The organism is Staphylococcus sp. 11007852, assembly GCF_011394325.1.
Classification (GTDB): Bacteria; Bacillota; Bacilli; order Staphylococcales; family Staphylococcaceae; genus Staphylococcus; species Staphylococcus agnetis.
The window spans coordinates 97,680-110,331 of record NZ_JAANBJ010000008.1 but is presented as its reverse complement, the minus strand read 5'-3'; the positions used below and the strand labels follow the sequence as shown (position 1 = coordinate 110,331).

Sequence of the window (12,652 nt, the reverse complement as noted above, 5' to 3'; positions counted from 1 at the left end):
TAAGAAATATTTAATGTTACTCTAATTGGTTGCGTGTTATACTTTTTTACGTTAATAAAAGTTATTCTATTTAAAAAAAGAAAGGGATAGTTATGAAAAACAAAAATATTTCTAGATTGCTAATGGGAGCAGCAACAATCACACTTGCAACAATGGTAGCTAATGGGGAAGCGAAAGCAGCAGAATCAACAGAAACAACACCTGCACAACACACACAAACGAGCGACGTAACTGACGCACAACGCGCATTTTACAAAGTATTGCACTTAGAAGGTATCACAGAAGAACAACGTAACCACTATATTCAAACATTACGTACACAGCCTGAGCGCGCACAAGAAGTTTTCTCAGAATCCATCAAAGACAGTAACAATCAAGAGCGACGTGCTGGACAACAAAACGCATTTTATGAAGTTTTAAACAATGAAAATTTATCTGAGCACCAAAAAACAGAAGCACTCGCAGAAATCCAAAAGAATCCAGACAAAAGCCAAGACGTATGGTACCAAACATTACACACTGAAACACACACAAACAACAACTTAGAATCTACAACTCCAGAACACACTCCAAACTTAAATGAATCAACGCAAAACACAGGGCACCTCACAAGAGAACAAGCATTCGCACGTCATAACGAACTAACATCAGACGCAAACACATCACTATCCGAATTATTAAAAACAGACTCAATCGATAACCGACGCAACGCACAACGTAACGTTAATAAAGCGCCATTAGACGTTAAAGAACAATTACAAAAACAACTCGATTTAATCATTGCACAACACGATGCAAAAGTACGTGATAACAGCACTAAAACGACTGAAGACACTAATAACAGTGTTGAAGATGCACAAGCACGTATTGACGAACGTGTACGTACAATCAACGAAGCTTTAACAACATTAGAAAAAGAAGATTCAATTAAAAACCGTCGTCAAGCACAACGTGAAGTGAACAAAGCACCACACTACATGCAAGATCGTTTACAAAAACAATTAGACTTAATCATTCAAAAACATGCGACTTCAAAAACAACAGTAGCGACAGAAACATTATCATCTAATCAAAACACAGAAGCACCAAAAGTAGAAGCACCAGCGAAAACAGAAACAGCACCAAAATCACCTGGTTACTATCAAGCATTTAAAAACTACATCAGTGAAACATTCAATAACGGTTATAAATACGTAACAGATACGTACAACAGTTATAAAACAAAATATGACAATGCTAAATTTTATGCTGACAAATACTTTAAATATAAACGTCTAATTGATCCAATCGTATTAGCAACTTTAGGTGATGGATGGAAATCGCATATTACTCCAATTAAAATTGAAGAAAAAAATGGAGCTCTCTACAACTCATACGCTAAAGTCAGAAACTACGTCACTGAAGGCATTAACACAGGTAAAGTTTTATATGCGTTCTATCAAAATCCAACATTCGTAAAAGCGACAATTAAAACAGCTAACACTGTTAGTTCATTAACTAACTCTTTCACAAATTTATTCTCATCACTTTGGAAATAAATAATTGAAAATCAAAAAAGCTAGGACATAATTCCTAGCCAAAAAAGAGAATCGATCAGGTAAAATCATTTTTACTTAATCGATTCTCTTTATATTTTATTTCGAAATAAAGCCCTAATGTGTAAAAAATTATCCATAAACAAAATGATATTTTTGGTAATCTGAAAGCTAATTGAGACTTCAATAGATTGTCCGTACGTACTCCATCTAAAGTCGAATGTGAAAATATAATATTTTCATGGCACTCAACCTAAGTAAAATAGCATAATAAGTGCTAAATTTAAACAGAATTAGCGCGCAAAACACCACAAAATTGTAAATAAATTTTGTGGTGTTTTTTAATAGTTAAGATTCTATATCCCAGGCCAACTCTAATATCTATATTTTACGCGTGATAGCGGCCAATCATTACTTTCTCAACATATTTTCCATTATATGCAAAGCTAATTTGTTGTCCGTTCACATTGTACATGATTGCTCCGTGTAACTTATCTTCTGTCATTTTATATCCCGCGTATGCTTTTTTTACATCAGCCACTTTTAAACTTTTATTCTGAACCATGAAAGTAACAGAGACTGGCTTCTTATTAATATATTCAATTTCTTGATCGTATTTCTTTTTAAATGCTAATGGACTCCCACTTTTAAATGTTTGGATTTTAGCATCTACTCTCACTTTATTCATTGTAATGTTATTGTATCTTAGCGCATTAATAAAATTTTTCTCAGTAACAAATTTCGCATTATATCCAGCATACCCATTATACGTATAATAAGGTGTTGTTGCTGCGTGTGTCACAGGCGCTTCCGGATTCACTACATTAAATGTCACACCAGTTAATAAAATACTTACTGAAAGAACTAATTTACCCATTTTATTCATTTAATACCACTCCATTACATATAATTTTTTATTCACAATCATATATTACAATATTATTGCAATTATTACAATAAGATTACAGAGTATTTATTAATTCTAGTATAAACACGTACCAACAAGTATTTAGAATCACATTTGTACTATCCAGAAAGTTATTGGAGTGAAAGAACATGCTTAATGCAAAACTCGCGAAATAGATGATAATATACCTAAAAATATTAATAATGAAATTTTGTTATTAACAAGATAGTGAAAAAACCTACAAGAAAATCCACCCTATTCATACATTTGGAAAGTTGTTTCACCCGAAACAGCATCAAAACAAGGATTCATTAGAGCCCTTGTTTTGATGCTGTTTATCTAATTTATTCTTTTATAATTCCGTATACTTACTATTGCTATCCTTACTTTTGTCTATAGGATATTTATTAGCATTCTCTAATAATTTCTTGCGTATAATTTCGTTAATATCAAAATTCAAATTATCTGCTAGCATATAACTATAAATTAATATATCAGCTAATTCTTCAGCTATTCTATCTTGTTTTGTATCTAAAACTTCTCTTGAAGATTTCCATTGAAATAATTCGAGTAATTCAGCTGCTTCTATACTAATCGATAAAGATAAATCTTTCTCATTATGATATTGACGCCAGTTACGATCATCTCTAAACTGATTGATTTCATTCATTATTTTTCTTGTTTCATTCATATTTATCACCTTTAGATGCGTTTTTTAATGCTTCTCTTAATTGGTCATCAACTGCATAGATATATAATCCATTTACACCACGTGTTAATAAAACATTCAATTCATTTTTTAAAAGCATATTTGAAAAGTATTGTTTCGATCCATCTTCTAAAGTTCTCTTTCGAGTCGCTTTTTTGTTAGCGCTACTTTTTTCATCAAAAATAATTTGTCCATCTCTATACTTAACGGAAGGACCAATCACCACACCGGCATAGTTTAAATCTAACCCTTGAATAGTATAAGTTGATTCAATCGTATTGGGTACATTAGGACATGGATGGATACACATGACACCTATTGAAATCAACAAATTCTATTACTAGCACAATTTGAAGTATTTGGTTTTCACTTTGAAAACAATTAATTGAAATTAATAAAGGACAACCATATACATAGCTGCCCTTTTTAATTAATATTGAAGCATCAAAATTAGCTATAAATCCAATTAGATTCTTAAACGTTCAATTCAGACCTCTAATTTACAAACCGAGTCTAATCCATCTTCTTTTACAAAATGTTAATATCAACACGTTAATGATTAGTAAAATTATGAAGAAAGCAATTAAATTAACGATATCTGTAGAAGTGATAAACACTTCATTACTATTTAATGTATTTACTACATGGTTATACATTTTATTGCTCGCTTCAAATGGCGCCAAAATACCAAAGTAAGACTTATTAATTGCCACCATAATAATTGAAGTTATCCAAAAAACTATACTAATAGCAATACTAATAAGTAAGTTTGAAAACATAATACTTATTGTCCCTATTATTAGAAGATACTGAAGCATGATTAGCATAAACAAACCAATCAATAAAAAGTAATGAGTAAAATCATTAAATATTAATGAAATGACAGTGATACCAATAATTATACATACTAATGATTCTATAAACAGAACCAGTATTTTTTTGTAGAAAAAGCTATAAATATTTTCACCTATCAACTTGTAAAAAAGGATTTGTTTGGCTGAATACTCTTTATTAATAAAGAATGCGATTATAAATGAAAATAGTAAAAATCCAAATTCTGTAGCAACCGTATATGCACTAATAAAATACTGACCATAACTCAATTTCTCAACCTTATCTATGCCAATAGGAAGGAAATATCCTAAAAGATAAACAAAAGTGAATATTACAGCTAAAACAATAAAAATTTTATTCGTTATACTCTTTCTAAATTCCAACATTCTGATTTCCTCCTATATCTTAGTTATCAATATAATTACGAATTAGCTCATTTTGATCTTTATAATTAAGAATCTTTTGATTGTCGAGCATAAAGTAATGACCTTCTAATGCTTTTAAATCCGCTAGATTGTGCGTGATATTGATAATAATTTTTTCAGGATTAATAGATATGTATTCATTTAAAAAAGTATGAATCTCATTTACAGTTCTTTTATCAAGCGCATTAGTAATCTCATCTAAAATAACAATAGGCTTGTTTTCTAATAGAAAACTTAAGATTTTTAATTTCTGTTTTTGGCCGTCACTCAAGCTTTTTATTAAAGTATTATTGGGAATACTATGAATATGTAACATATCCATCAATTCAACCATTTTCTCATTTTGGCTAAATGTGTTTGTAAGAATATTTATTAAATCATTTTTTGTAATATCATACGGCACATTAGAAGCACTTGAAATAAGTGTAATACTTTTCGATAAATTAGGATGTAAATTTTTATTCAAAATCAAGTCCTTAGCAAACATTGATTTACCTACACCATTTTTACCAACAATATGGTTTATAGATCCTTTAAAAAATTCCACATTTACATCTTTCAGTAACACTCTTGATTTAACTATGAGGTTATAATCACTAATTTTCACAATTTCACTTCCTTGTTTTATATCATTCACCCTAAGGCATCATTTATTCCGAAATGTAATTTACTATTAAATTATAACAAATCATATAGCGAATAAGTTGAATATGACCTATTTATTGTTAATAAAATACAATTTATATATGATACATACGATTAGAGACCTATATAATCTAAATAAATAAAAACCACCCCTTCACATGGGTGGTATTTATAAGCTTTGTATTTTAATATTCAAAAACCTTAATATATTATATAATATCTAATAACATATTATTAAAAAGGAGTGTAATAATGAATGAACGTACTTTAAAAAAGTTATTAGATGATTATAATAGCTTGAATAATCCTAAGCAAACTACTGCAGTCAAATATAAGGGTGTTTTTAAAAATACTCAAATTTATATTTATTTCGATGCTTGGGATCCAAACAATTACAACTTCCAGCTTATTATTCATAATAACTCCGATTACTATCTAACTACATTGAATATAATTAATGATAAATTTGACTCTAAATACTTACATAACATATCTCTAGACTTACTATCTTCTATAACTGTAAACAGGACCTTAGATGATTTTTACATTAAATTAGAAGATATTATCATCAATAACAATTCTGTTTACATCAATTACAATAAAGATACTATTTATACCAATACGAATAAATATAATCCTCCAAAAGAAGAATTGTATTTAAAAACACTTTCTCATAAAAATATGACAGACGACATGTTTAATTGGGCTTTTCATAATACAAATATTGATATAGAAACACTTAAAAAAATTAGAAACCACAATTTAACTTTCGTAAGAACGCCTGATATTAATAAAAGAAGAAAATTAACAGTTATTTTAGAGCAATTTTCTTTAAATTAGAAAACGGTTATACTACATATTAATGTAATTCAATCATTAACGGTTTGTCTGAGTTTATTGATTATTCATGAGGTTTATAATTCTTCTATAACTAATGATTTTGTATTTCGTAAACAATCTATATGCTAATTGGGACTTATCAATGAATGCCTTATTACTTTTTAGTTCCTTCAAAGTAGTATTCTCATAAGGTACGCTTAACTATTTTTCTTAGTAATTATTAAAGTGTTTCAACAATAAATATCATAATTGTCAAAAAATTCGTGTTATAATAAATGAAAAGAGGTGATGACTATGGCGTTTGGAGCAGAAAGTATAACTTTAAAACAGAATAAAGTAGTAAAAACTTTGAAAGAACATAATGCAATTTCTTCAAAATCTGCTAAAGATTTAAATAGCTTAAATATACGACATACTCGTACTTTTAATAATTTAGTAAAACAAGACGTTATAAGAGAAATTGACAATAAATATTATCTAGATATAAAAAATTGGGAAAATTTCAGAAAATCATTTAAAAGATGGTTTTTAATATAGCAAAGCTTTTGTAAATAGACTGATCTTGGATAAATATACTATTTCAAAGTTTGAATTAATTTTAGTAGAATTGTGAAAACTATCTTAAACTACCTCCTACTAATTGTAATACTAATGAAACTTCTTAAATCGCATTTCAGTTAATTTAACCGATATAGGCCTTGTATAGTTAATTTCTTTATTTGATATTTACATACTTTGCATTTTTATATGTTTGATTACCAATTATTTAAATTTATCAGCTAGCTCTTCCTAAGTTAAACTGTAACTTTTTATTTACTATCTAATCTGCTCGCAAGTCTCATATTTAAGTCACCTATTATTAGGGTGATTGTTTTTTATATGTAATCTTATGCATTAAAAAAACGCATCATTAACTAATTTGCAGAAGCGTATCAGTTAATGATGCGTTTTTACCATTTATTAGTACTCCATACTTTTAAAATAAAAATTGAATAATTTTTCAATATTGTATCTTACATAGCATCAAGAATTTTATTCATAAGAATAAAATTCCAATTTTTTATTCTTATGAATTTCCTTAGTATAACTTTCTTTAGACAAATAGTTAATCTTGTTATCTTCCGAAAATTTTTCAAGTTCTTTTTCACTTTTCAATACTTGAACTAAATAACTCTCTCCTTTGAATCTCCCTTTCATTTTTGTGTACATCACATGAAATTCACCATTCAAATCATTCGTTATTTCTTTGTTATTAGTCACTCTAGATAAAGCATTATCAATATTAGTTGCTATTCTTTTAATAACAGGTATTACAACGCTATTACCAGCTTGCTTGTATAACTGACCATTAGACATACCTTCAGGTAGTTTAAAATTAATAGGATACCCTTGTGCATTAAACGTTTCTCTAGGCGTTAATTTTCTTATACCACTATCAGATAAAATTATTGGAACATTATGACCACCCGTTCCCATATTGGCTGTTAATGTTGGTATAACTCCTGTTTTATTTTCCCTAACATACTGTCTTCTCCACTGATAAATTGCATACTTTTTATTAACTTCTTTTGATAATTTACTATAAAAAGGTTGTCTTCCTTCTTTATAATAATATCTATCCTCTTTTTTTGATGAAAAATCAATGATATCACTAACAGTTGTAGTTAGTTCGACTGGGTCTGGAAATTGAAAATTATCAAAAGCTTCCTTATTAGTGAATCCCACAATATATATTCTCTCTCGGTTTTGGGGAATATTACCGTAATCTTTACTATTTAATACTGCCCACTTAATTAAGTAACCATTCATCGTAAGGGCTTCCCTAATGATTTTGAATGTGTTTCCATGATCATGAGTAACCATATTTTTAACATTTTCTATAAATATTACTTTAGGTCTATTAGTTTTAATAAATCGCAAAAGTTCAAAGAATAAATCGCCACGTTCGTCTTCAAATCCTTTTCTATAACCTGCAATACTAAATGCTTGGCAGGGAAAACCTCCGACGATAACGTCTGTTATTGGAATTTCAAATTCATGAACATCATGAATGTCTCTTTCATCTAATGGTGTATCAGGATTATTTAATTTATAGGTTATACATGCATTCTTATCGAATTCATTAGCGTACACCACTCTGAACTTGCCAGTCTGTTGAAAACCTAGCTCAATTCCTCCTACACCACTAAAAAAGGCAGCAATTGTGCGCTTTCTTACTTTTCTAGAAGAACTTACAGAATTAGTCATGTAGCTCTACCTTCCTTCATATTTTCATAGAGAATATTGTAGCACATACATGAAGTTTCGTACATACGTTCCCATATCCTTATTCATATATGCTATGTGATTTTATTTTAAAAATATATGGATAAATATTTAATGTGATTTTTTGTTAATTTTATTTACTTAGCTTCACTCTTTATTCATCATCTGCTACGCCTTTACCGCTAATAAATTTATCAAAGGCACCTACTGGCGCAAAATCAATATATATATTTTTAAAGTCATTTTTATTTCTCCAAAGCCTTACAGAATCAGTCTCTTTTTTAATTAACCATTCTCTTGTAACTACCTCTCTATCAGAAAGTCCTAAAACATCTACAAGTAACCATTGACCCAAATCTGACTGACCATATAATGTACCGTCTTCTCTTCTTTCGGTCAAACTGCCAGATTGTAAACTTTTCATATTCTGTTGACCTACTAGAGCAGGGATTACACTTCCATTTGGTAAATGCAAGTGAAATCTAACTTGATGTTTTGCTCTATCTTCTTTAGATGATTCTTTTAATTTATTTTCTGCCTCAAAAATATCTTCAATAAAAAAATCAGAATACTTTTTATGAAATATCCTAGGTATAGGTATGTATATTTCATTAAGTGGTCTTAATTGCCCGCTGCCTTTATTTTTAGAAGCCGCATTCCATGCATTCAATCCAGATTTAGTTTCAACTTCTCCAGTTTTGTAAGAATAAAGAGGCAGATAAACTTCGTATATATCTTTTTCTTCTTGTTTAAATTCACCAATCAAATTTAAATAGGCCTTTATTAAAAACTCAAAAGGATCATCAATTATATCAATTTCACATTGTTCTATAATATGAGTATCACTATGATCAGTTGCAAACCTTTGCCATATTTGGGAATCTCCAAATGTATACCTATAGTATTTTGAACCATCATTCCAACTAAAAGACGTTTTTGAGATACAAGGATTTTGAATTTTATTAATATCAATAAGTGGATAAGCACATTCTTGTAAAATGAATTTACCTTTATCCCTGGTTATATAATGATAAATATTTTTGTCTTTAGATAATCCCAATCTCTCATAATCAGAAAGCATTCTTTCATTTTTTAAAGTCGATATTTTATATGCTAAGTCTTCGAGATTTCCTTTTTCAATATACGGTTTAATTTCATTTTGATAACGTTTTAACTGCATTACTTTTTGATATGATGGTGAAGAGTTCATCCATGTTTTTAATCCTATTCCTATTCTTTCATTACCAAATTCTGATAAAATATCATGTGGAGTATTACCTATATCCACATTTTTTGAATTAAAAGATTTTGCATAGACCGTTTCTTGGAACTTTGAATCTAAGTACGGTATCATATCTCCCTTTTTTTGTCTAAATAAGTTTGACAATGCACCATATACTTTTAAGAATTGAAGATATTGTTCTTGTCCCTCTTTTGAATATCTCTCCCAAATACTCACTATACTCACCCACTCTAAATTTTCATACATTACATTTTAATCATTAAAACTACAACTAAATTCAGGTATTTATGCCAATCACTTATGATACGCTTCTCCTCTATTTATCTTAAATGCCCGATACACCTGCTCTAACAACACAACACGCATCATTTGATGTGGAAATGTCATTTTACTGAAGGACAAAGCAAAGTTGCTACGATTCATGACGTCTTGATGTAAGCCATTCGATCCTCCAATAATGAAAGTAAAGTCGCTTGCACCTTGTGTCATACGTTGATCTAGTTCTTTTGCGAGCGCTTCGGAACTTAACATCTTTCCTTGGATTTCTAACGTAATGACTGTGGATTGTGGTTTGACTTTGGTTAGGATGCGTTGGCCTTCTTTTTCTTTTACTTGCTCAATCTCTTTGTCACTCATATTTTCTGGTGCTTTTTCATCTGGCACTTCGATGATTTCGACTTTTGTATAAGCACTTAAGCGTTTTTCATATTCTGAAATGGCCTGTTTCCAATATTTCTCTTTTAATTTTCCAACTGCGATGATGGTTATTTTCATAATTTCCTCCATTTTGTTTATAAGTAGCAAGTTATCCACAGGTTATTCAGTTACTCACATATTTATCCTCATTATACCGAATTTGTATAAATTATTTAAGATAAAATGTGGATTATTTCGATATAATTGTGCATAAGTTTGTGAATATGTGTATAACTTTGTTGGTAATAACGTTATTAACATGTGGATTGTTTATAATTCTTTCGTTTTGTGCACATGTTTGGGGATAACTTTTAACTCATTTTGCACATTTATGCATGTAAATATTTGAAAACGTATTGCGTATATCCCTCAAAATTTTCAGTTATTTATATCATAAGTGATTCATAAATGGTTGCCAATGTTTTGTAAATCTATAAAAAAACGTTACGCATCAATCGCGTAACGTTTTGATTATTATTGCCTATGTTTAAAGTGTTCGATAGCGCTTTTGATTTCATCTCTCACGCGTTGAAATTCTGACCATGGTTGTCCTGCCGGGTCCTCGAATCCCCAATGTTGTTTATGAACGTGTGGCGGCATGATCGGACAATGCGCATCGGCATGGCTACACAATGTGACGACTAAATCTGCTTTATTCACAATATCAGGATTGATTAAGTCTGATGTTTGATTTGAGATATCTATACCAACTTCTTGCATCGCTTCAATGGCATTAGGATTGACGCCATGCGTTTCTATACCCCCTGAATAGACATTCCAGTCCTTACCAAGTATGGCTTTTCCCCATCCTTCTGCCATCTGGCTACGGCATGAATTCCCCGTACATATAAAATAAATCGTTCGTTTTTCCATATTGCTCCCCCTAGTTTTTAAACTAATATCATTGTCAGATAGAGTCCGAGTAATGTAATGACTAGTACAGGGAATGTGATGATAATACCTATTTTGAAATACATTCCCCAAGAAATTTTGACGCCTTTTTGTGCTAACACATGAAGCCATAATAACGTTGCAAGTGAACCGATAGGCGTGATTTTGGGTCCTAAATCTGCCCCAATTACATTCGCATAAATCATCCCTTCTTTTAGACTGCCCGTGACACCTGCTTGATGTATCGCAAGGGCATCAATCATGACGGTCGGCATATTGTTCATGACCGCAGATAAAATTGCAGATATCAAGCCCATCCCCATGACACTCGCAAACAATCCATGCGCTGCAATCATGGATAACGTGTTTCCGAGTAATGTCGTAATGCCGACATTTTTTAATCCAAAGACGACAAGATACATACCGATAGAGAAAAATACGATGTTCCACGGTGCCCCTTTAACAACAGCACTTGTATGAACTGCTGGAGAGCGCCGTGCGACCACAATAAAAATGGCAGCAATCGTACATGCGATGAATGAAACAGGCACTTTCACCAATTCGCTTACGAGATAACCTATAAATAAAAAGCCTAATATCCACCATGACAGATAAAAGAGTTGCCAATCTTTAATAGCATGTGTTGGTTTTTTTAAATGATTAATATCAAATGATTTGGGTATCGCTCTTTTAAAATAAAGCCATAATACAACAATGCTTGCACCAAATGAAAACACATTCGGAATCCACATCCGACTTAAATATTCAACAAAGCCGATATCGAAATAATCTGCTGAAACGATATTAACAAGGTTACTCACGACAAGGGGCAAAGACGTTGTATCCGCAATAAAACCACTTGCTATAATGAAAGGGAAGACTGCCCGCGCTTTAAACCCTAAGTGGCGCACCATTGCGAGCACGATTGGCGTTAAAATTAAGGCAGCACCGTCATTTGCAAAGAATGCAGCGACGATTGCACCAAGTGTCATAATATATAGAAACATTCTAAAGCCATTACCTTTTGAAGCTTGGACCATATTAAGGGCGGCCCATTCAAAAAACCCTATTTCATCAAGGATTAATGATATCAGAATAATCGCAATGAAGGTGAGGGTCGCATTCCAAACAATTCCCGTCACTTCGCCGACATCACTTAAATCGACGACACCCGTCAGTATTGCGACGACAGCGCCGACACACGCCGTAATACCAATATCTAAACCTTTGGGTTGCCAAATCACAAAAACAAGTGTCAACAAAAATATAGTTATCGCAAGTATCATCATCCTTCACAGTCACCCCTTTTTATAGAACGACATGCACACGTTGACGTTGACGTCGTAAGGTGTTCTAACGTCTCTTTGAGTTCATCAAAAACGTGTTGATTCAGTTGATACATGCGTTTATTACCTTCTTTACGCATATTGACCATATTACCTTCAACAAGGATTTTCATATGATGGCTCAGTGTGGGTTGTGAAATCTGAAAGTGTTCGAGTAAGTCACATGCACATAATTCACCGCATGATAACATGTTGATGATTTCTAATCGGTTCACATCAGAGATCATTTTGAGTTGTTGCGCTAACTTTTGATAAGTCATTGTCATCCACTCCTAACAAAACATAGATTAACATCTATATAGATATATATCAATAT

Annotated in this window: 14 protein-coding genes; 3 read left to right on the top strand and 11 right to left on the bottom strand. The window is 31.1% G+C overall.

The window, feature by feature from the left end:
* The first annotated feature begins 92 nt into the window (after positions 1-92).
* Complete coding sequence (locus tag G8Y85_RS02815; protein ID WP_107368476.1) at positions 93-1,538, top strand: C3-binding domain-containing protein; 1,446 nt, start codon at positions 93-95, stop codon at positions 1,536-1,538.
* A gap of 385 nt (positions 1,539-1,923) precedes the next feature.
* Here the strand turns inward: G8Y85_RS02815 and isaB are convergent, their stop codons facing one another.
* From isaB to G8Y85_RS02790, 5 genes are all read right to left on the bottom strand, one after another.
* Positions 1,924-2,421: an immunodominant staphylococcal antigen IsaB family protein gene (gene isaB / locus G8Y85_RS02810; RefSeq protein WP_107368477.1), complete on the bottom strand. Its 498-nt coding sequence runs from the start codon at positions 2,419-2,421 to the stop codon at positions 1,924-1,926.
* A gap of 373 nt (positions 2,422-2,794) precedes the next feature.
* Entirely contained in the window at positions 2,795-3,133 is a 339-nt protein-coding gene (locus G8Y85_RS02805; RefSeq protein ID WP_107368478.1) for a nucleotide pyrophosphohydrolase, read from the bottom strand.
* On the bottom strand, positions 3,126-3,482 hold the full coding sequence (locus G8Y85_RS02800; RefSeq protein ID WP_348981039.1) for a DNA/RNA helicase domain-containing protein: 357 nt from the start codon (positions 3,480-3,482) through the stop codon (positions 3,126-3,128). Before G8Y85_RS02800 ends, G8Y85_RS02805 begins: the two co-directional genes overlap by 8 nt.
* A gap of 169 nt (positions 3,483-3,651) precedes the next feature.
* A complete protein-coding gene (locus G8Y85_RS02795; protein ID WP_107368479.1) occupies positions 3,652-4,371 on the bottom strand; it encodes a peptide ABC transporter permease in 720 nt (239 codons plus the stop codon).
* A 19-nt stretch (positions 4,372-4,390) separates the two neighbouring features.
* Entirely contained in the window at positions 4,391-5,017 is a 627-nt protein-coding gene (locus G8Y85_RS02790; RefSeq protein ID WP_107376526.1) for an ATP-binding cassette domain-containing protein, read from the bottom strand.
* 290 nt (positions 5,018-5,307) lie between these two features.
* Here G8Y85_RS02790 and G8Y85_RS02785 point away from each other — a divergent pair, with 290 nt between their 5' ends.
* Entirely contained in the window at positions 5,308-5,895 is a 588-nt protein-coding gene (locus G8Y85_RS02785; protein WP_107376527.1) for a hypothetical protein, read from the top strand.
* Between the two features lie 294 nt (positions 5,896-6,189).
* Positions 6,190-6,432 (top strand): hypothetical protein, encoded by a 243-nt coding sequence (locus G8Y85_RS02780; RefSeq protein ID WP_107376528.1) that lies wholly within the window; start codon positions 6,190-6,192, stop codon positions 6,430-6,432.
* 495 nt (positions 6,433-6,927) lie between these two features.
* On the opposite strand, the gene G8Y85_RS02775 is transcribed toward G8Y85_RS02780, so the two are convergent.
* The 6 genes from G8Y85_RS02775 to G8Y85_RS02750 all read right to left on the bottom strand — a co-directional run bounded on the left by G8Y85_RS02775 (position 6,928) and on the right by G8Y85_RS02750 (position 12,596).
* The gene (locus G8Y85_RS02775; RefSeq protein ID WP_107368484.1) at positions 6,928-8,142 is read right to left on the bottom strand and encodes a DNA cytosine methyltransferase; all 1,215 of its coding nucleotides are present in this window, start codon (positions 8,140-8,142) and stop codon (positions 6,928-6,930) included.
* A gap of 172 nt (positions 8,143-8,314) precedes the next feature.
* Positions 8,315-9,649 (bottom strand): phospholipase D-like domain-containing protein, encoded by a 1,335-nt coding sequence (locus G8Y85_RS02770; protein ID WP_168429111.1) that lies wholly within the window; start codon positions 9,647-9,649, stop codon positions 8,315-8,317.
* 48 nt (positions 9,650-9,697) lie between these two features.
* On the bottom strand, positions 9,698-10,177 hold the full coding sequence (rlmH, locus tag G8Y85_RS02765; RefSeq protein WP_107368485.1) for a 23S rRNA (pseudouridine(1915)-N(3))-methyltransferase RlmH: 480 nt from the start codon (positions 10,175-10,177) through the stop codon (positions 9,698-9,700).
* Positions 10,178-10,573: 396 nt separating this feature from the next.
* Positions 10,574-10,972: an arsenate reductase (thioredoxin) gene (arsC, locus tag G8Y85_RS02760; protein WP_107368486.1), complete on the bottom strand. Its 399-nt coding sequence runs from the start codon at positions 10,970-10,972 to the stop codon at positions 10,574-10,576.
* Between the two features lie 17 nt (positions 10,973-10,989).
* Entirely contained in the window at positions 10,990-12,279 is a 1,290-nt protein-coding gene (gene arsB, locus G8Y85_RS02755; RefSeq protein WP_107368487.1) for an arsenite efflux transporter membrane subunit ArsB, read from the bottom strand.
* Complete coding sequence (locus tag G8Y85_RS02750; protein ID WP_060552146.1) at positions 12,276-12,596, bottom strand: ArsR/SmtB family transcription factor; 321 nt, start codon at positions 12,594-12,596, stop codon at positions 12,276-12,278. The genes arsB and G8Y85_RS02750 overlap by 4 nt, the downstream gene beginning before the upstream one ends.
* Positions 12,597-12,652 lie beyond the last annotated feature (56 nt).

Excerpts from the sequence above, each read along its gene's own strand:
- G8Y85_RS02815 (WP_107368476.1), top strand. The coding sequence starts at position 93 with ATGAAAAACAAAAATATTTCTAGATTGCTAATGGGAGCAGCAACAATC.
- isaB (WP_107368477.1), bottom strand. The coding sequence starts at position 2,421 with ATGAATAAAATGGGTAAATTAGTTCTTTCAGTAAGTATTTTATTAACT.
- G8Y85_RS02805 (WP_107368478.1), bottom strand. The coding sequence starts at position 3,133 with ATGAATGAAACAAGAAAAATAATGAATGAAATCAATCAGTTTAGAGAT.
- G8Y85_RS02795 (WP_107368479.1), bottom strand. The coding sequence starts at position 4,371 with ATGTTGGAATTTAGAAAGAGTATAACGAATAAAATTTTTATTGTTTTA.
- G8Y85_RS02785 (WP_107376527.1), top strand. The coding sequence starts at position 5,308 with ATGAATGAACGTACTTTAAAAAAGTTATTAGATGATTATAATAGCTTG.
- G8Y85_RS02780 (WP_107376528.1), top strand. The coding sequence starts at position 6,190 with ATGGCGTTTGGAGCAGAAAGTATAACTTTAAAACAGAATAAAGTAGTA.
- G8Y85_RS02775 (WP_107368484.1), bottom strand. The coding sequence starts at position 8,142 with ATGACTAATTCTGTAAGTTCTTCTAGAAAAGTAAGAAAGCGCACAATT.
- G8Y85_RS02770 (WP_168429111.1), bottom strand. The coding sequence starts at position 9,649 with ATGTATGAAAATTTAGAGTGGGTGAGTATAGTGAGTATTTGGGAGAGA.
- rlmH (WP_107368485.1), bottom strand. The coding sequence starts at position 10,177 with ATGAAAATAACCATCATCGCAGTTGGAAAATTAAAAGAGAAATATTGG.
- arsC (WP_107368486.1), bottom strand. The coding sequence starts at position 10,972 with ATGGAAAAACGAACGATTTATTTTATATGTACGGGGAATTCATGCCGT.
- arsB (WP_107368487.1), bottom strand. The coding sequence starts at position 12,279 with ATGATGATACTTGCGATAACTATATTTTTGTTGACACTTGTTTTTGTG.
- G8Y85_RS02750 (WP_060552146.1), bottom strand. The coding sequence starts at position 12,596 with ATGACTTATCAAAAGTTAGCGCAACAACTCAAAATGATCTCTGATGTG.